The 18620-nt window shown below is 68.0% G+C and carries 18 protein-coding genes; 11 read left to right on the forward strand and 7 right to left on the reverse strand.

Annotation, left to right across the window (positions count from 1 at the left end; all coding sequences use genetic code 11):
- Positions 1–33: 33 nt before the first annotated feature.
- Entirely contained in the window at positions 34–1029 is a 996-nt protein-coding gene (gene argF, locus ACOAMO_RS05840) for an ornithine carbamoyltransferase (protein ID WP_420176648.1), read from the forward strand.
- A 66-nt stretch (positions 1030–1095) separates the two neighbouring features.
- On the opposite strand, the gene ACOAMO_RS05845 is transcribed toward argF, so the two are convergent.
- The 4 genes from ACOAMO_RS05845 to ACOAMO_RS05860 form a co-directional block, all read right to left on the reverse strand.
- A complete protein-coding gene (locus ACOAMO_RS05845) occupies positions 1096–1815 on the reverse strand; it encodes an AIM24 family protein (protein WP_420176649.1) in 720 nt (239 codons plus the stop codon).
- 122 nt (positions 1816–1937) lie between these two features.
- The gene (locus ACOAMO_RS05850; protein ID WP_420176650.1) at positions 1938–2558 is read right to left on the reverse strand and encodes an energy-coupling factor transporter transmembrane component T family protein; all 621 of its coding nucleotides are present in this window, start codon (positions 2556–2558) and stop codon (positions 1938–1940) included.
- On the reverse strand, positions 2555–3286 hold the full coding sequence (locus tag ACOAMO_RS05855) for an energy-coupling factor ABC transporter ATP-binding protein (protein WP_420176651.1): 732 nt from the start codon (positions 3284–3286) through the stop codon (positions 2555–2557). The genes ACOAMO_RS05850 and ACOAMO_RS05855 overlap by 4 nt, the downstream gene beginning before the upstream one ends.
- The gene (locus ACOAMO_RS05860) at positions 3283–3912 is read right to left on the reverse strand and encodes a biotin transporter BioY (protein WP_420176652.1); all 630 of its coding nucleotides are present in this window, start codon (positions 3910–3912) and stop codon (positions 3283–3285) included. The genes ACOAMO_RS05855 and ACOAMO_RS05860 overlap by 4 nt, the downstream gene beginning before the upstream one ends.
- Positions 3913–4011: 99 nt before the next feature.
- Here ACOAMO_RS05860 and ACOAMO_RS05865 point away from each other — a divergent pair, with 99 nt between their 5' ends.
- Positions 4012–4587 (forward strand): mismatch-specific DNA-glycosylase, encoded by a 576-nt coding sequence (locus ACOAMO_RS05865; protein ID WP_420176653.1) that lies wholly within the window; start codon positions 4012–4014, stop codon positions 4585–4587.
- A gap of 66 nt (positions 4588–4653) precedes the next feature.
- Here the strand turns inward: ACOAMO_RS05865 and ACOAMO_RS05870 are convergent, their stop codons facing one another.
- On the reverse strand, positions 4654–5829 hold the full coding sequence (locus ACOAMO_RS05870; RefSeq protein ID WP_420176654.1) for a MalY/PatB family protein: 1176 nt from the start codon (positions 5827–5829) through the stop codon (positions 4654–4656).
- A 175-nt stretch (positions 5830–6004) separates the two neighbouring features.
- Between ACOAMO_RS05870 and ACOAMO_RS05875 the strand changes: the two genes are divergently transcribed.
- Positions 6005–7393, forward strand: coding sequence for an MFS transporter (locus tag ACOAMO_RS05875; protein ID WP_420176655.1), 1389 nt, complete (start codon positions 6005–6007; stop codon positions 7391–7393).
- A gap of 188 nt (positions 7394–7581) precedes the next feature.
- Here the strand turns inward: ACOAMO_RS05875 and ACOAMO_RS05880 are convergent, their stop codons facing one another.
- The gene (locus ACOAMO_RS05880) at positions 7582–7788 is read right to left on the reverse strand and encodes a cold-shock protein (protein ID WP_342090287.1); all 207 of its coding nucleotides are present in this window, start codon (positions 7786–7788) and stop codon (positions 7582–7584) included.
- Between the two features lie 311 nt (positions 7789–8099).
- Between ACOAMO_RS05880 and ACOAMO_RS05885 the strand changes: the two genes are divergently transcribed.
- The 6 genes from ACOAMO_RS05885 (at position 8100) to ACOAMO_RS05910 (ending at position 14761) form a co-directional block, all read left to right on the forward strand.
- Positions 8100–9644, forward strand: a complete 1545-nt coding sequence (locus ACOAMO_RS05885) for a DUF2079 domain-containing protein (protein ID WP_420176656.1) — start codon at positions 8100–8102, stop codon at positions 9642–9644.
- Positions 9645–9664: 20 nt separating this feature from the next.
- On the forward strand, positions 9665–12910 hold the full coding sequence (locus ACOAMO_RS05890; protein WP_420176657.1) for a GH92 family glycosyl hydrolase: 3246 nt from the start codon (positions 9665–9667) through the stop codon (positions 12908–12910).
- 140 nt (positions 12911–13050) lie between these two features.
- Complete coding sequence (locus ACOAMO_RS05895) at positions 13051–13647, forward strand: hypothetical protein (protein ID WP_420176658.1); 597 nt, start codon at positions 13051–13053, stop codon at positions 13645–13647.
- Positions 13648–13656: 9 nt separating this feature from the next.
- The gene (locus tag ACOAMO_RS05900; RefSeq protein ID WP_420176659.1) at positions 13657–13917 is read left to right on the forward strand and encodes a type II toxin-antitoxin system VapB family antitoxin; all 261 of its coding nucleotides are present in this window, start codon (positions 13657–13659) and stop codon (positions 13915–13917) included.
- Entirely contained in the window at positions 13914–14303 is a 390-nt protein-coding gene (locus ACOAMO_RS05905) for a type II toxin-antitoxin system VapC family toxin (protein ID WP_420176660.1), read from the forward strand. Before ACOAMO_RS05900 ends, ACOAMO_RS05905 begins: the two co-directional genes overlap by 4 nt.
- A gap of 29 nt (positions 14304–14332) precedes the next feature.
- Entirely contained in the window at positions 14333–14761 is a 429-nt protein-coding gene (locus ACOAMO_RS05910; RefSeq protein WP_420176661.1) for a GNAT family N-acetyltransferase, read from the forward strand.
- A 449-nt stretch (positions 14762–15210) separates the two neighbouring features.
- Here ACOAMO_RS05910 and ACOAMO_RS05915 read toward each other — a convergent pair whose 3' ends face one another.
- Positions 15211–17277 (reverse strand): bifunctional metallophosphatase/5'-nucleotidase, encoded by a 2067-nt coding sequence (locus ACOAMO_RS05915; RefSeq protein ID WP_420176662.1) that lies wholly within the window; start codon positions 17275–17277, stop codon positions 15211–15213.
- 219 nt (positions 17278–17496) lie between these two features.
- Here ACOAMO_RS05915 and ACOAMO_RS05920 point away from each other — a divergent pair, with 219 nt between their 5' ends.
- Positions 17497–17826: a DivIVA domain-containing protein gene (locus tag ACOAMO_RS05920; RefSeq protein ID WP_420176663.1), complete on the forward strand. Its 330-nt coding sequence runs from the start codon at positions 17497–17499 to the stop codon at positions 17824–17826.
- A 132-nt stretch (positions 17827–17958) separates the two neighbouring features.
- Positions 17959–18591 carry a peptidyl-tRNA hydrolase gene (locus ACOAMO_RS05925; protein WP_420176977.1) on the forward strand — a complete coding sequence of 211 codons (633 nt, stop codon included), beginning with the start codon at positions 17959–17961 and terminating at the stop codon, positions 18589–18591.
- Positions 18592–18620 lie beyond the last annotated feature (29 nt).

The following is an 18620-nucleotide window of genomic DNA, read 5'->3' on the forward strand; positions in this document are numbered from 1 at the left end:
TCGTTCTCACACCGCCCGAGCACAGGAGCAGAGATGACGCTGAAGGGCCGCCACTTCCTCAAGGAAGCCGACTTCACCCCCGCCGAGTGGCTGGAGCTGCTCGACCTGGCCGCCGAGCTGAAGCAGCAGAAGAAGGCCGGACGCGAGACCCAACGGCTGGCCGGCAAGAACATCGCGCTGATCTTCGAGAAGACCTCCACCCGCACCCGGTGCTCCTTCGAGGTGGCCGCCGCCGACCAGGGCGCCCACACCACCTACCTGGAGCCCACGGGCAGCCAGATCGGGCACAAGGAGTCGATGGCCGACACGGCACGCGTGCTGGGGCGTATGTTCGACGGCATCGAGTACCGCGGTTTCGGGCAGGAGGGCGTCGAGGTGCTGGCGGCGAAGGCCGGCGTGCCCGTCTGGAATGGGCTGACCAATGAATGGCACCCCACCCAGATGCTGGCCGACCAGCTCACCATGCGGGAGCACTGCGCCAAGCCCTTGCACGAGGTGACGCACGCCTACCTGGGCGATGCGCGTTACAACATGGGCAATTCCTGCCTGGTCTCGGGGGCGATCGCGGGCATGGACATCCGCATCGTCGCCCCCGCCGCCTTCCAGCCCGAGCCGTGGGTGGTGGAGATCGCCCAGACCATCGCGAAGTCCACCGGGGCACGCATCACGATCACCGACGACGTCGCTGCCGGGGTCAAGGGATGCGACTTCGTCAGCACCGACGTGTGGGTGAGCATGGGGGAGGTCAAGGAGGTCTGGCAGGAGCGGATCGACGCGCTCAAGGCCTACCAGGTCAATGCCGACGTGATGGCCGCCACCGGAAATCCCGACGCGAGGTTCCTGCACTGCCTGCCGGCCTTCCACGACCGCAACACCACCGTCGGCGAAGAGATCTTCCAGGCCACCGGGATGGAGGCGCTGGAGGTGAGCGACGAGGTCTTCGAGGGGCCGCAGTCGGTGGTCTTCGACCAGGCCGAGAACCGGATGCACACCATCAAGGCCGTGATGGTGGCGACCCTGGGGGAGTGATCACCCAAAACTCCAAGTCGGCCCCGGCACCACAGTGTGCCGGGGCCGTCCCTTCGCGAGCGGGGATCAGTCGAACAGACCACCCAGGGCGCCGCCCCCTCCGCCACCGGAATTGGGGGTGGCCACCACGTTCTCGCAGGGCTGCACCACCACATGGCCCTGGCCGCGGAAGGCCATCTGCAGCATCTCGCCAGTGCCACCGCGCACCATCGACTTCAGACCACCGGTGTCCACCTTGATGTCCATCTGCACGCCGCCGGTCCACAGCACCACGGCCTGGGCATCGGCGAAGGTGGGGGCCTGCGCGACGTCGAGTGCCACCGGCTCGCCCTTGGTGGTGATGGCGACGAATCCCGTACCGCGCAGCTCGACGTTGTACAGCCCGCCGGTCATGGCCGCGCCGCGCGCCTGGATGCGACGCACGTCCCACTGGATCGACTGGCTGAAGGCCAGCACATTGCCGCCGTTGACGCTGATCGTGTCGTTCTCCAGGTAGATCACCTGGATCTCGGCGGCCTCGTCGGCCAGGAAGAGCTCACCCTGGCCGGTGCACTCCATCAGCGGGACGCCCTCGCCGGTGGCGGCCTGCTTCAGCAGCTTGCCCAGGCCCCCCGAGCCGCGGTTGGCGAAGTTGATCTGGCCCTGGTAGGCCACCATCGATCCGGTGCGGGCCCAGACCGGGCCAAAGCCCATGTTCACCTTGAGCAGCTTCTTGTTCTGCAGGCTGAACTGGTGCTCGGAATTCTTCTCGGCGTAGTCGTTGAACAGCGGTCCGTACAGGGGCATGGCTCACCTCGGGTTGTGTGGTGTGGGGTACTGCTGCTCACGAGCGTAGGGGGCGGCGGGGTCGCTCCGCCCGGTGCAGGGGGAGGGTTCAGGGCAGACTCCGGGAGGGGGTGGAGGCGCCCTCAGTCGTCGCCCAGGCCCCGCGCCATCAGGGCGTCACCGGTGCGCTGGGCATAGGCCACCGCACCCACCACGGCCGGGGTGATCAGCGCGAACCAGTTGCGCTCCAGTCCGCGTGCCCGGGCGCTCGTGCGCACGTCGTCGAACAGGCCCACCAGGTAGGGCAGGGAGCGCAGCATCAGGGCCACCGCCAGTCCGAAGCGCTCCGAGGGGAAACCGATCCGTTCCAGCGGCCGCGTCGCGGTGACCAGGGCGTCCACCAGCACCGGCGCGGGCGTGGTCATGGTCAGCGCACGGCTCAGGTAGATGCAGCCCAACAGGTTGCCGCTGATCATCACACCGGTGAGCAGTCCGGTGCCGAAGAGCACGTGGTAGCCGATCAGGAAGGCCAACAGCACCAGCAGTCCAAGCCCCAGGCGCAGGGTGAATCGCACCGGCAGGCGGGTGGCCAGCAACACGACGACCGAGAAGGCCAACAGGGCCAGGGCCAGCCACCACTGCCGCGCGATCAAGGCGGGCAGCGTCCCCGCGAAGAGCATCGCGTACTTTGCGCCCACCGGCAGCCGGTGGATCACCGAATCCCCCGGCAGGTAGGCGCCGAAGAGTTGGTCCTGGGGCCTCACAGCCCGGCCCTCGTGGCGGGCGCACCCATCAGGTGGCGATAGTGCTCGATGGCCTCGTCGGGGGCACCGTCGAAGACGCATCGGCCGGCGTCGATCACCAGGGCGCGGTCAGCTCGCGCGGCCAGCTCGAGGTCATGGGTGGCCACCACCAGTTGCTGTTCCAGACCCATCAGGGCCTCTGCCACCAGGATCCGGTTGCGCAGGTCCAGCAGGGTGGTGGGCTCGTCGGCCACGACGATGCCCGGCTCGACGGCCAGGACGGTGGCCATGCTCACCAGTTGCCGCTCGCCGCCGGAAAGGTCGTAGATGCTCTGGTCTGCAACGTGCCCCAGGCCCCGCTGCTGCAGGATCTGCACGGCGCGCTTCCGCCGTGCGCGGCGGTCCTTGATGCGCTTTCGCAGGCTGAGTTCCAGGTCGTCGGCGGGGGTGGACATCACCAGCTGGCTCAACGGGTCGGTGAAGATGAAGCCCACCTTCTGGCGCACCGCCTTGGCCTCGCGCGCCGGATCCAGCCCGTCCACCAGCACCTGGCCAGAGCTTGCGCCGACTAGGCCGTTGAGCAGTCGCAGCAGGGTGGACTTGCCCGAGCCGTTGGCTCCGATGATCGCGACGCGTCGTTCGGTGAGCTCTGCGGTGATCCCGCCGAGCAACTGCTTGTGCTGCTGCCTGCCGCGCTCACCCCAGACCGGGACGCTGACCCCGACGTCGCGGAACTCGATGCGGCTCATGCGTGGGCGGCGACGCTGCTGGGCGCTGCCTCGCGGGCCGAGCCCAGGGCCAGCATCGGGAAGGCCTTGTGCACCGCGACGGAGATCACCGCGGCCAGCACGGTCTTGATGACGTCGCCGGGCCAGTAGGCCATGTCGAACTTGAAGGCCTTGCCCAGTGGGATGCCCCCGTTGTAGGCCATGCCGGCGATGCCCAGTGGATGGGTGATCAGGATGCTGCACAGCAGGCCGGCCAGCACCAGCCCGAGCGTGGCGCCCGCGATGCCCTTGCTGCTGCCCAGGCTGCGGCGCAGCACCGCGTAGGCCAGCAGGCCGCAGAAGAAGGCGTAGATCGGGAAGGCGATGATGAAGCCCGCCGACGGGCGCCCCAGCACGCCCAGGCCGGCCGAACCACCGGCGAAGACCGGGATGCCCGCCAGCCCCACCACGATGTAGAGCAGCGTGGCGAGCATGCCGCGCCACGGCCCCAGCACCATGGCCGCCAGGCCGATCGCCAGGGTCTGCAGGGTGATCGGGACGGAGCTGCCCGCCACGTTGATGCCGGGCATCCACACCGTCACGGCGGCGATGAGGGCGGCGAAGACTGACACCAGTGCCAGATCGGTCATGGGGTTGCTGCGCTTCACGGGAGGGCTCCTGTTGAACGGTGTTCAATGACCTTCGAAGGATAGCTGCTGCGCGGTCTCCGTGCAGCCCCAGCCCTGGGGCGGTGGCAGGCTGGGGCCATGGCCTTCACCCAGCGCGACCTGCAGAGCTTTGCCGGGGCAGTGGTCGACGACCTGCTGCCCACCCCGCTGCGGCTGCTGGTGGTGGGCATCAACCCCTCCTTGTGGACTGCCGCGACCGGCGCGCATTTCGCCCGACCCGGCAATCGCTACTACCCGGCGCTGGCTCGGGCCGGCATCATCAGCCACCCCTTCGATGCCTCCGAGGGCTACCGGCCACAGGACCTGGCCGAACTGCACCGGCTGGGCATCGGCAACACCAACCTGGTGGCCCGCGCCACGGCCCGGGCCGACGAGCTCAGCCGCGACGAGCTGCGCGCCGGGGCCGATCGGTTGCGAGCCCTGGTGGCGCAACTTCGTCCTCCGGTGGTCGCGGTGCTGGGCATCACTGCCTACCGCCAGGCCTTCGGTCAGCCGCGCGCCCAGCTGGGGGAGCAGCCCGAGGGCCTGGCCGGGGCTCGCCTGTTCGTGCTGCCCAACCCGTCGGGGCTCAATGCCCACGAAAGCGTCGACAGCTTGGCCGAGGCCTATGCCCGGGCGGCCAGCGCGGCGGGCATCCCCACCGCGCTGACCTGACCCCGAAGCCTCACCCCGGCCCTTGACTCGTGAGGTTCGACGCGTCGGGAGAGCCGACGCCCGGGCTCAGAGCTGCGCCATCGCCGTCTCGATGCGGCGCAGGCCCTCGTCGAGGATCTCGGGGGTGGTCGCCAGGTTCATCCGGGTGAAGCCCTCGCCGCCCCGGCCGAAGGCGGTGCCGGAATTCATCCAGATCTTGCCGTTCTCCTTCAGCCACTCGGCTGGCTCCCCGGGCAGGCCCGCCTGGCGCCAATCCAGCCACGCCAGGTAGGTGCCCTCTGCCTTGGTGTAGCGCACCTGGGGCAGGTTGGTGGCCAGCCAGTCGGCAAGGTGGTCGGCATTGCTGCTGATCTGGGCCAGGGCGGCATCAAGCCACTTGTCGCAGTCGGTGAAGGCCGCCACATTGGCCTCGATGCCCAGCATGGTGGCGCCGTAGATGTGGCCGTGGGGTGCGGTGCGGGCGAAGTGTTCGGCGTTCTCTGCCGTGTGCAGGCTCAGCGTCGCGCACGGCAGGCCCGGCAGGGTGAAGGTCTTGGAGGCCGAGGTGACCGTGATGCAGCGCTCGGCCGCCAGCTGCGAGGACGAGCTGAAGGCCACGTGCTGCACGCCGGGCATCGTCAGCGGGGCGTGGATCTCGTCGGAGACCACCCAGGCGTCGTACTGTGCGGCCAGCTGGGCCAGGGCGTCCTGCTCCTGGGCGCTGAAGACCTTGCCCACCGGGTTGTAGGGCTGGCACCAGATGATGCTGCGGGCGCCGGCCTGGAAGGCTCGTTCGATGCCCTCCAGGTCAAGCTGCCAGCGGTCATGGACGTCAGTGGCCTCGGGATCGTCGATCAGGGGCACCTGCACCAGCTCGCGCCCCATCATCTGCGGGATGCTCAGGAAGGGCATGTAGCTGGGGGTGGGGACCACCACGGCGGATCCTGCGGGCGAGAAGGCCTCGATGGCCAGCTCGACGCCGCTGAGCACGTCGCGAATCACGGTGGTCCATTCGGGCTCCACGTGCATCCCCAGCCGTCGACGGGCGAACCCTGCGAAGGCCTCGGGAACTCGTTGGTCGATGTTGGCGTAGCCGAAGGCCTCCCGTTCCACGCAACTGCGCACCGCTTCCATCACGGCGGGGGCGGTGGGGAAGTCGGCCTCGGCGATCCACATCGGCCACACGTCGGGGCCGAACCGGTTCCACTTCTGGCTTCCTCGTGTGCGCAGGGTTTCGGGTGTCAGGGGCTGCAGCTGGGTCATGCCACGATCATGCCGCAGTGGGTGTAATCAGACCGGCCGCTCTGGTGAATCCCCTAGTGATGCCGATTTGTGTTGCCAGTGAAAGAAGTGGCAACAAGTGCCCGACGGGCTACCCGCCGCTACACCATGTAGTCATTCGCCATCCGGCTCGATGAAGCGCTCGAAAGGCACCTCCATGACCACGCAACACCCCGACGACCCCAGCATCACCAGGGTCCCCGGCCAGGAAGACCTGGTCGCCGTCAGTCCCAACCTCGGTGCGGGCTACGTGCCGGTGGATGAGGGCGCGGACTTCGTGAAACCCAAGGGTCGCACGGGAGCGGCCATCTCACTGGCCATGGCCCAGTCGATCGACAACACCGAGGGCGGGGTCTCCAAGACCTTCTTCCCCCAGATCATGACCGCCTTTTCGCTGGGGAATGCGGAGCTGGGCTTCCTGAACTCACTGAGCATGTGGGCCCGCATGCTCTTCGGGCCGTTCTGGGCGATGGCTGCCGACAAGTTCGGACGCAAGAAGATCCTGTTCATCGTCACCGGTCTGTGGGGCGTGTGGACACTGGCCACTGGTTTGGCCCAGAGCTGGACGCAGCTCTGGATCCTCTACGGCATCTCCCTGGTCGGCACCGTCGCCTCCGAGCCGATCATGAACGGCCTGTTGGGCTCCCTCTATGCCAAGCATGAACGCGGCAAGGCCTTCGGGACGGTGCGCGGTGTCAGCTCCTTCATCGGAATGGCGCTGACCCCGCTCCTGGGACAGTTGGGCGACAACCCGAACGGCTGGCGTTACGCCATGGTCGTGATGGGTTGTCTGTCGATCCTCTCGGGCATCCTCATCCTCATCTTCGTCAAGGAACCCGAGAAGTCGGCCAGCAAGATCACCGACGACCCCGATTCGGGCATGTTCAAGTGGTCCGATGTGCCGAAGCTGTTCAAGATCCCCACGATCGTCGGCATGGCCTTCATGCTCCCGATGGTGACCTCGTTGGTGATGTTCGGCTTCCAGGGCAAGTTCTGGGCCACGGACCTCGGCTTCGGCGTCAAGGAGGCGTCCTACCTCTACACCGTGATGCAGGCGGGCATGCTCTGCTCCGCCTTCCTGGGCGGATTCCTGGGCGACCTGTTCCAGAGGAAGCTTGGGGACAAGGGTCGGATCATGCTCTTCCAGATCTATGGGCTGGGCTTCGCAGCGATCACCTTCCTGGCCTTCCAGGTGCGCTGGGGACATGCCGCCTACTACGGGATCGTCTTCCTGCTGGGGCTGGTCTTCTCGATCGGGTTCTCCGGGTGCGTGCTTCCGATGGTGTCGAGCGTGGCACCTGTCCAGCTCTCGGCCACTGCCTTCGCCGTGCTGTTCAGTCTGGTGCAGGGCTTCCTCACCGCCATGATGAGCCTGGCCACCGGTTGGATGGCAGACACATTCGGACTGCAGCAGACCCTGCTGTACTTCGTGACGATTCCCTACATCCTGAATGCGGTCTACTGGACGGTCTTCTACCGGGTCTACCCGAAGGACGTGGCGATGCAGGCAGAGCGCAGCCGCCTCATCGAAGAGGGAGCCTTCTGACAGGCCCCACCACCCACTGACCCAGCGCCCCGGAGCTCACTCTCCAGGGCGCTGTCTCTGTCTGTCGGGGCGGGGGCGTGGCGTGCGGGGCATGGTGCGCCTCTCGCTCCTGTGCGCAGATGGGGCTGGGCATGACAGAACCGCCCGCCCTGCCGAAGCAGGACGGGCGGTTCCGGAAAGGTCTGGTGTCAGCCGATCACGCGGATGTCGGCGGCCTGGGCGCCCTTGGGGCCCTGGACAACCTCGAACTCGACGCGGTCGTTCTCATTGAGGGTCTTGAAGCCGGATCCCTGGATGGCGCTGAAGTGCGCGAACACGTCGGCGGAGCCGTCCTCGGGGGCGATGAATCCGAAGCCCTTTTCGGCGTTGAACCACTTCACGATGCCAGTAGTCATGATTTTCCCTGCTCTCTGGGTGCTGGGGCTGCTCGACCTTCGAACAGCCTGTAGCTGTGATGCCTTGTGAACCATCCAGAAAACAGCCTTGGCACGGATTCCCGACTGGGGATCAAGACCGAAAACCGCTTGTCATGCGAGGTACAGAACTTCAACAACTGCGCCCCACAGTACACGGCCACCCGGTCAGGCCCAACAGCACCCAGCGGCAAATGGTGAAAATCTGGTGAACGCTTCCACGGTGGCCAAGGATTTGAACGTACAAGGTGATTGCGGTGTCTGCGCCCCGTCGTCCCCCTAGACTTGAACCCATGACCCTGGCTGGCCCGGACCGCATCGGGGGTTCGGGTGGACATGCCCGGCCCGCCTCTCGCGTCCCTTCGTGGCTGGCCCGTCACTTGGTCTGGTGGTTCACCCTGGTGACCTGGTTGGTCTACTCCGTCTACTGCGTGAGCCGTTATCCGCAATTCCTGACCGCCGGTTATGACCTGGGCATCTTCGACCAGGCCGTGCGACGCTACGCGAACTTCGAGGCGCCACTGGTGGCCCTGAAGGGTGACCACTACAACCTGCTCGGTGACCACTTCCACCCGATCCTCGCCACCTTGGCGCCCCTCTACTGGATCTGGGACGACCCCCGGATGCTGGTGATCGCCCAAGCTGCGCTGGTGAGCCTGTCGATCCCGGTGGTGCACGGAATGATGCGTCGCCACGGAGCCTCGGGCGGCCTGTTGTGGGCCCTGACCGTTGGCTACGCCTTCAGCTGGCCCATCCAACGGTTGGTCGACTTCGACTTCCACGAGATCAGCTTTGCCGTGCCGCTGCTGGCCGTGGCGCTCGACGGACTCGACCGCCGTGAGGATCGTCGCTTCCTGCTGGGGGCCGTGCCGCTGCTGCTGGTGCGCGAGGACATGGGCATGGTGCTGGCCATGCTCGGCATCGTGCGCGGGTGGCTGGCGCTGCGCGATCGACGCGCTGGCCTGGACCAGCAGCCGTTGGGACGGCAACTGGGCCTGGCCGCCGGGTTGGTGGCCACCGGCACCATCGTCTTCTTCCTGGTGATCAAGGTGGTGCTGCCGCACTTCGCGCCCACTGGTGAATTTGCCTACTGGACCTATGACTCGCTGGGGCCCGACGCCGTCAGCTCCATCAAGTTCATCCTGCTGCACCCCATCCAGACCGCCCAGATCTTCTTCACGCCGTGGGTCAAGACCCAGTCGCTGCTCTACCTGCTGGTGCCCCTGGCGCTGCTGCCGCTGCGCTCGCCCTATGTGCTGGCCACCCTCCCGCTGCTGGCCCAGCGCAACCTGAGCTCACGCACGCACCTGTGGGGCACGTCCTTCCACTACTCGGGGCCCATCTTCGTGATCTTGGTCTTCGCCGCCGCCGACGCGCTGCGCAAGTTCAGCCCCGACTGGCGTCGCCGCCTCGCGAAGTACCTGGTGGCGATGGTGCTGCTCACCCCCGCCTTCGACCTGGCCATCCAGGGGCGCAACTATCCCCTGGTGCGGCTCACTTGGTCGGCCTGGCGCAAGAAGCCGATCATGATCCACCAGCAGGCGATCCTGCAGCACATCCCCGCGAACACCTGCGTCGAGGTGGACGACCGGCTGGCCCCGCACCTGACCCGCAGCAACCGGGTCACCCTGCCCACCCTCACCAAGCGGGTCAGTGACTTCGTCGTGCTCGACATGAGCCAGGCCGAGGTGGGCTACCCCCTGCCCAGCCCGCAGGAGATCGAGAAGCGGGTCAAGGCCCGCGGTTACACGCCTGTCGCGCAGGAAGGGCCGATCACCGTGTGGCAACGTCCCGACTACGCTGGCCCCAGTGAGGGATGCAGCCCAGACGCACCCTGACCGCGCCTCCAGGAGAGCACATGCCCCGCAGCACCATCGATGATGCCGTCCCGGGCCAGGGCCCCGTCCTGACCCCTTCGCCGGGGCCCACCCGGCCCATGGCCTCCAGAGCGGGAGTGGGGTTGATGCCCGGTGTGGTGATGCACTACCGCCAGCAGGTGGCCGGCGGTTCCACCGAGCTGGCCGAGGGCTTCGACGTCGAGCCGGACACCGTCTACCAGGTGGCCGTCTTCCCCGACCTGGAGCACGATCCCACCAGCAATGACTCGCCAGACCCGAACTTCGACGGGTGCAGCCTGGGCATCGAATTCGTCACCGATGACGGTCCCCGGACCCTGCTGGACCAGCACAACCACCCGGTGGACGGCACCCGTCAGTGCCTGGTGGCCGAGAACTGGAACCTGCTGCAGCTCGACCTGACTCCACTGGCGGGCCAACGGGTCCACCGGGTTCGGCTCACCAGCGCGAACGGCCTGGTGGGTGCGGGCTGGCTCCAGGCCTTGGGGGTGAGGCCGCGGCCGGTGGAGGCCGACGACGTGGTGGACCGGGTGCGCACCACCCGCGGCACGCATTCGGCCTTCCTCTACTCGCGAGGCAATGCCCTTCCGCTGACCTGCCTGCCGCAGGGCTTCAACTTCTTGGTGCCGCTCACCGAGAGCCGCGATCGCAACTGGCTCTACGGCTGGCACCGCGACGGAGGGCCGCGCCCCCGCCTCCAGGCCCTGGCCTTCAGTCACCAGCCCAGCCCGTGGATCGCCGATCGCAGCGCCTTCCAGGTGATGCCCTGGCAGGGGCGCCCCAGCGCCTCTCCGCAGAGCCGCGCGCGCGAATTCAGCCACGACGACGAGATCGATCGTCCGCACTACTACCGGGTGGACCTGGCCGGGGGCATCCGGGCCGAGATGACACCCACCTCGCGCGCGGCCATCTTCCGCTTCCACTTCTCCGAGCCCGGCCGTCACGGCGTCGTGCTCGACCAACCCTTCCTGGGCACCCTGCACACCGAGACGCTCGACGACGGTCGGGTGGCCTTCCGGGCGGCGATCGCCCCTGCCGAGGGGTGGAGCGCGGGCCTGCACCGGCCCAGCCCGCCGGCCTATGTCTACGGAGAGACCAGCGTGCCTGCCGTCGTGCACGACGCCCGGGAACGTCGCAGCCCGCTGGAAGGCCTGGTGGTCAACGGAAAGCGGCTGCACAACAGCTGGTTCGGCAAGCTGAAGGTGCCGCTGCCACGACCCCAGGCGGCCGTGCTCGAGACCCAGGCCGAGGTCTTCGAGGTGCATGCCGCGATGAGCTTCATCGGGGTCGAACAGGCGCGACGCAACCTGCAGCGTGAGGTTGGCGACGACACCTTCGACCAGGTGGCCGGGCGCGCGCAGCAGACCTGGCGCGAGCTGCTCGGGCGGCTCGAGGTGGACGGCGGCACCCTCGACCAGCGCACCACGGCCTGGTCGAACCTGGCGAGTCTGTACTCCTGGCCCAATGACCACCACGAGCCGGTGGCCGACGGCAGCGTCGAGGGGTGGCACTGGGCCTACGCCTCACCCTTCCGCAAGGCCGCGACGCACACCCCGGAGCGCACCGGCTGTGAGGTGGTCGACGGTCAGCTCAGCGTCAACAACGGCTACTGGGACACCTTCCGTACCTGCTGGCCGCTGTACTCGCTGCTGACACCGGAACTGGCCCCCGAGCTGCTGTCGGGAATCCTGCAGCAGTACCGCGACGGCGGGTGGATGGCCCGCTGGTCGGCGCCGGGATATGTGGACTGCATGCCGGGCACCAGCTCGGATGCGATCTTCGCCGACGCCTCGCTGCAGCGCACCCTGCGGGCCGTCGACGAGCTGGACGCCTACGACTCAGCGCTGCGCAATGCCACGGGCCCCTCCGGCGACGAGCTCACCGGGCGCAAGGGCATCGGCAGGGCACGTTTCGTCGGCTGGGTGGACACCGACACGGAGGAGGGCCTGGCCTGGACCATGGACAATGCCTCCTGCGACGCGGCGATCTCGCTGTGGTCGGGCCGGCTTGCGGCCCGTGCGCGTGCCGGTGAGCCGGGGCTGGCCGAGCGGGCGGAGGAATTCGAGGCCAACGAGGCCTGGTTCGCCAACCGCGGGCTGGTGCACTCCCAGATGTTCGATCCGCGGGTCGGTTTCTACCAGGGGCGCCGCCCCGACGGCAGCTTCCGGTGCGATCCGGGCCAGTTCGACCCCCGGGTGTGGGGCCACGACTACACCGAGACGAATGCGTGGGGGCAGGCCTTCCACGCGCCGCACGACGGCGCTGGGTTGGCTCGCCTGCTCGGTGGTGAACACGCCCTGACCGCCAAGCTCGACGAGATGCTGGCCACCCCGGCGGTGACCCGGCCGTCGATGTGGGGCAGCTACACCTACAACACGCAGGAGATGAACGAGGCGCAGGCCGATGGCATCGGGCAGCTGGCCATCAGCAACCAGCCGGCGCACCACATTCCGTTCATGTACCTGTTCGCCGGGCAGCCGCACAAGACGCAGTGGCTGACCCGCGAGCTGCTGGACAAGAAGTTCGTCGGCTCCGAGATCGGCCAAGGCTACCCGGGCGACGAGGACAACGGCGAGATGAGCGGCTACTGGCTGCTGCTGGCGATGGGCCTCTATCCGCTGTTCGTCGGTGGGGGAGAGCTGGCGATCACGGCGCCGCTGTTCGCGAAGCTGGCCTGGAACCGCACCGACGGCACCCGGCTGGAGATCCGTGCGACGGGCATCGAGCATCGCTACATCCAGGCGCTGCGCGTCAACGGGGAGCCGTGGAATGCCGTCACCATTCCCGCGGAGATGGTGCGCGGTGACGCGCTGCTGGAGTTCGAGCTGGGCCCCGAACCGTCCAGCTGGGGTGCCGGAACACGCCCGTGGAGTGCGTCGACGGCCACCGGACAGGCCCGCCGCTGGCAGCCGGACCGCACCCCGGCGGCCAGCTACGACGGCCCCGAGTGCCTGGTTGACGACCGGGGCGAGAAGCATGCCGAGTTGTCTGCCGGTGACGTGGTCAGCTTCACCTGGGAGCAGTCCTTCACCCCGCTGTACCTGACCCTGACCAGCCCCGATTCCGCCGCACCCGGCTTGTGCATCGAGGTCCGTCGCGACGGTGGCTGGGCGGATGCCGGGGTGGTCACCCGCTCCACCCCCCACCCGGACCAGACGGCCGCCTACCTGGTGGGTTCGGAGCCCATCGACGGGCTGCGCCTGGTGGCCACCGCCCCCTGCCGGCTCAGCCAGGTGGAGGTCTACTGACCGATCCTTGGTGACCAGGGTCACGGCCGCCCAGACCACCCACGGTGGCCGAGCCCGTCGAGGCCCATGGCCTGGGGTGGGAGGAGGCCGGAACCCTGGGGTGATGCGCCGGGCTGGCCGCTCGGCCTAGCGTCGAGGGCATGCAGAGATCCGGGTGGACCCGTGTGGTCATCGTCAGTGTCGTGGTGGCGTGGGCGTCGCTGGCGAGCAACATCACCACCGACGCGCAGATGTCGGGGCAGGCCAATGTCCTCAAGGCTGCGCGGATGAGTGTGAGCATGCTGTTGAACTCGGGGACCATCTGGGCGGGGCTGCCGATCCTCGCCGGGTGGCTGGTGCGTCGCCCCTTGCCCGCGGCGCTGGCCGGGGTGCTCTCGGCGGAGCTGGCACTGGTGGTGCACTACGCGACGGGCCAGCTGGTCGGTGTCTTCGAGCCCAGCATCTGGCGGGAGAACGGATCCTGGTTCGTGATGGGCCTGGTCTGCGCACTGCTGGGTCCGATTGGTGCCCTGGCGCATCGAGCCGGTCGGGTTGGCCTGGTGGCCCGGTTGGTGGTGCCGGCGGGGGCCCTCGCAGAGCCCTTCGTGCTGGGCATGTTCACTCGTCCGCACATTCTGCCGTGGCCCGATCGCCTGGCCAGCGCAGTCTGCGGGGTTGCGCTGGTGGCTGCCGGCATCCTGGGCGTGCTGCGGGCTGGGATGATTCGAGGCACCCGAGGTACCCGTAATGTCTGCTAGGGTACCCGCATGGCCATCAACATCAAGAATGAGCAGGTGCTCGAGCTTGTTCGCGAAGCCTCACGGCTGACGGGCTACTCCCAGACCGGCGCCATCGAGACAGCCCTGCGGGAGCTGATCGCGCACCGCAATGCGGTCCCGCGCAGCACCCGGCTGGATCTGGTGTGGCGGACGCTGGATCTGGTCGACGGGTCAGTGGATGATGCCCAGCGCCTGAGGATGCAGCGCACCATGGATGAGATGTACGACGAGTCAGGTCTCCCCGCATGATTCTCGACACGTCGGCCGTCGTGGCCGTGCTGAGTGGGGAGCCGGAGCGGGCCCAGTTCGTCGAGTTGATGGCCTCGGCGGCCAGGGTGTGCATTGCCGCCCCCACCTTGCTGGAGCTGGGGATGGTCATTGACGGTGCCGCCAATCCCGTCCTGTCCAGAGCCCTGGACAGCCTGATGCAGCAGCTCGACGTGGAGGTCCTGCCCTTCGATGCGGCCCAGGCGAAGCTGGCGCGCGATGCCTTCCGGGACTTCGGGCGGGGTTCGGGGCACCCGGCCCGGCTCAACTTCGGGGACTGCATCACCTATGCGGCCGCCAAGGCCTGTGGTGAGCCCCTGTTGTACAAAGGTCAGGACTTCTGTCACACGGACATTCGCGGGGTCTGATCTCGTAGTACCGCTGGTAGCTTGTGGACATGCCTGACGTGAAGATCTCCACCTGGTCGAACAGCACCCCTCTTGACGAGACAGGCATCATCGACCTCTACAACAGTGTCGGCTGGACCGCCTACACGGATCATCTCGACTCACTGTTCGAGGGTCTTCGGAAATCTCTCAGGGTTGTCCTCGCACACCGGGATGGTCAGCTCGTGGGTTTGGCCCGCATCATTGGTGACGGCGCCACGATCTGCTACCTGCAAGACGTCCTGGTCCACCCAGATGCGCGCAGGCAAGGGCTCGGTCAAGCACTGGTCCACATGGCCTTCGCCCCCTACGAGGGTGTTCGTCAGCATGTGCTGATCACTGATGAGGAACCCGGCCAGAAGGCCTTCTATGAGGCCATCGGATTCACCCAGCTGGGAGCGGCCACGCCCGGTCGCGCATTCGTCCGCTTCAATCCTTGACCTCCGGGTGAGGCGAGTCAGCCGATCTTCTCTTCGTCCAGCCGGTCGAGGATCCAGGAAGGCACCAGCGTGGATGTGGGCAGGTGGCGCGCTTGGGCGACTGCTTCGATCCGGGCCTGCTCCTCGGCGCTGAGGCGCCGAGGAGACCTTGGCCCGGTTGGGGCGAGCCACCTTTGCGTCACTCGGGTAGTCAAGGTCTTGTGTCTGCTCGGACTCGGCGCGCAGGCGCGCCGTCCCGTTGTCCCATGTGAGCTCTTCACCCATGCGCGAGGTGTACTACGCCGTACTTCGCAGGCGGTAGGTTGCGAGCGGCCATCCCCAGCACTTTCGAGGCCCCCACCTGGTCCGCTGCTGCTCCGCGGTCTGCGAGGCGAGGGCCCCAAACGCGGTTCGGCCCCGGAAAACACACGGTTTCCCGGGCCGAACCGATGCCCAGGCGTTGTTGCTGATCAGGCGATGGTGACCGGGATGCTCACCACGGTGCCGGACGGGGCGGCCTTCAGCGTGAGCATGGCGGCTCCCTTGGCGACGCTGTCGGGCACGGTCACCGTGATGGTGGCCTTGCCGTCGGCAACGGTCGCCGTGCCCACCTGCACGTCACCGATGCTGGCCACCAGCTGGGTGTTGGCCACGGCATCGGCCGACTTCATGTCCAGCGTGTCCAGCTGCAAGGCACCCTGCGGGGCGCCGACGGTGAAGGTGGTGGCCTGGCCGGCGGTCAGCGTGCTCGGGGTCTCCTTGACGCTGACGGCGCCGCGGGCGAAGCTCGGCGAGATGTTCTGCTGGGTCTGCAGCCAGTCCACCCAGGCGGCCAGGTCGCTGGCGCCGGTGTCGCGGGTGTTCTGCCCGTCGGCGAGCACGTGGAAGTTGTCGCCACCGGTGATCAGGAAGTTGCCCGAGCCGATGGTGTACAGCGCGGCGGGATCGATCGGCTGGCCGTTGACCGCGATCGAGGTGATGCGATCACCGGCGGGACGCGACTCGTCGTAGGTGTAGGTGACGTTCTTGCTCAGCCCCAGCTGCAGGTAAGGGCGGCTCGGGGTGGAGCCGTCGGCATTGCTCTGCCACTGCTGCTCGAGCATGGTCTTCACCTGGGCGCCGGTCAGTTGCGTGGTCATCAGCGTGTTGGCGAAGGGCAGGATGGCGGCGGCAGCGGCGTAGCTGATGTCACCGGCAGGCAGGTCGGCGCGGGTGCCACCCGGGTTCTGCACGCCGATGAAGTTCTCGTCGCCATTGCTCAGGGTGTCGTAGAACATCTGGGCCACCATGTTGCTCATGGTGCTCTCGACGGCGCGGTTGTCGGGGCTGCCGTCGGCCTTCAGGCCACGGGTGACGGCGCCGCTGCTGTTGGCGATGACGCGGCTGCCGATGATCTCGGCCTGCTCCAGCGCCTCGGCGGTGAGCTTCTGCACCTCGGCGACGCGGGGGTACTGGGCCACCAGGGCGGGAACCTCGTCGCTGCCCTTGACCGGCAGGTTCTGGGCGGTGGCCTCGCAGACCGTGCCGCGCAGCTGCGCGCCGGGATCCTTGACGGCACCCTTGCCGCGGCCCTTGTTGTTGCCGGGGCGGAAGGGCTGGGTGTTGTCCACGGTCAGCTGCACCTGGCCGACGGCAGCTCCGTAGCTGCCCGACTGGATCACGGGGCGGGTGCGGTCGGTGCCGGGCACCGGTGCCTGCCAGGCGTAGCTCTGGTGGGTGTGCGAGGTGAACAGTGCGGCCACCTCGGGCGAGGTGCCGGTGACGATGTCATTGAAGGCCTTGTTCTCCAGGGCCTCGTCCAGGCTGGCGGGATCGCTGACGGGCGCGCCCTCGTGGTAGCTGGCCAGCACCACGTCCACCTCGCCATTGGCCTCGTCGCCGTCGGTCAGTTCGGTGGCGTAGCGGTTCACGGCCTGCACCGGATCACCCAGATCGACATTGGTGAAGACCTCGGTGCCCACCAGGCTCTTCAGGTCTCCGGTCACGGCGCCGACGATGCCGATGCGCAGGCCGTCGCGCTCGATGACCTCATAGGGCTGCACGGCCGACTCCTGGGTGCCCGGCTTGTACAGGTTGGCGGCCAGGTAGGGGAAGTCGGCGCGCTCCTGGATGCGGCCGGCAAAGTCGTCCCAGCCACGATCCAGCTCGTGGTTGCCCACGGCGGCGGCATCGATGTCCATCGCATTGATGATGTCGAGGGTCGGGTTGTCGTCCTGCACGGCCGACGGGAAGAGCGAGGCCCCCACATTGTCTCCGCTGGAGATGACGACGGAGTTCTGCTCGCCGGCGGCCTGCCGGGCGGCCTCGACGGTGCCGAAGAAGGCGACCGTGTCGGGGCTCTTGGTGGCCAGGCGGCCGTGGAAGTCGTTGAAGGCCAGCAGGTTCAGCGAGGTGGTCTCCTGCTCACAGGCCGCCACCTTGCCGGGCTTGGGCTGCGGCGACGGCTTGCCGGCATTGGCGGGGCCAGTGGTGGTGGCGAGCAGGGCGAGGGCGGCGACGCCCGTCGCGGCAGCTCGGGCCAGTCCGTGCTTGGGCATGTTCTACTCCTAGGTGGAACCAGTGTGGGGTCGTCACCGTGCGGTGACATGACGCGCTGGGGTGCGGACGTGGTCCGTGGGAGGCGCTGCAAAGGCCAGCTTCGTGAATCCACCCGCAGGGCGCAAGCGGTGTGCCGGGCAGTTCAATAACTGTTCATACGCTGTGGCGGTGCCCGCTGGGCGTCCTGGATGGACCGGGGGCGGCTCTATGCTCCGGGAATGCACGTCACTGTTGAGGATGTGGACGATGTTCGCTTCGCCCTGACCCGAGGGCCGGGGTACAGCCCCCTTGAGGTGGACGAACTGCTCGACCAGGTGCGCCTGGCCCTGGAGGAGGGGCACACGGCCGACGGCTTCACCGCCCGCGACCTGGTGCTGCACGCCACCCTGCCGGTGGTGCGGCGTCGGGGATATGACTCCGCCCAGGTGGATGACTTCCTGGAGCGGATCAGTGGGGAACCTCGCATCGGGATCACCCCGGGGTCGTCGAACATGCAGCCACTGCCGGAGGAAGCCGGTCTGTTCGCGCGCCTGTTCGGCCGTCGTTGACCATTCGTCGCGTGGCCGGCAGCGGCTTGGCGTGGTCGGCCGGTCCTAGTCTTGGGGATCATGGAGAACCAGCCCCCGCACAGCGACGCCTCACCCATAGACGGGCACCTGGACCACGACATCCCCTGGGCGATGCAGTTTGCCGTTCGCTACGACAAGAAGGCACCCGCCAGCCACGTCGACACCTGTGAAGCGGTGGCCAGGGCCTGCGTGGCGCTGATCGCCTCCCCCGAGGCGCGCGAGGGCCAGTGGCGTGAGGCCGTGGACCACTGGCGCGACGGGCGGATCCGCAAGTTGGTGCGTCGGGCCCGCGGCGAGACCCGATGGGCAGAGGTGCAGCAGGTGCCCGGAGTCACCGTCGAACAGGCCGGCGCCGACGAGGACGGCCTGGCCGGTGCCCGCGCCTTCGTCCCCGGACCGGTGCGCCCGCTCCACCCGATCCTCAAGAAATTGCAGGTGGAGGGGACCGAACTGCCCGATCATCACCCCAGCCGCACCACCGACGCGCTGGTGACGGTGGGCGTCAACCCCCACATCACGATGACCACCGGCAAGGCGGCGGCCCAGTGCGCCCATGCCGCCCAGCTGGCCTGGGAGGCGATGGACCAGGACACGCGTGAGCGCTGGCAGCGCGACGACTTCAGGCTGCGCGTCGAGGTGGTCGAGCCGACGCGCTGGGCCGCGGACGCGGGCCGGGTGGAGGTGGTCGACGCCGGTTTCACGGAGCTGGACGGCCCCACCCCGACCACCCGTGCCTGGTGGTGAGTGGCCGCGGGTGAGCGACTGGGGGTGAG

Source organism: Luteococcus struthionis (assembly GCF_048595755.1).
Classification (GTDB): domain Bacteria; phylum Actinomycetota; class Actinomycetes; order Propionibacteriales; family Propionibacteriaceae; genus Luteococcus.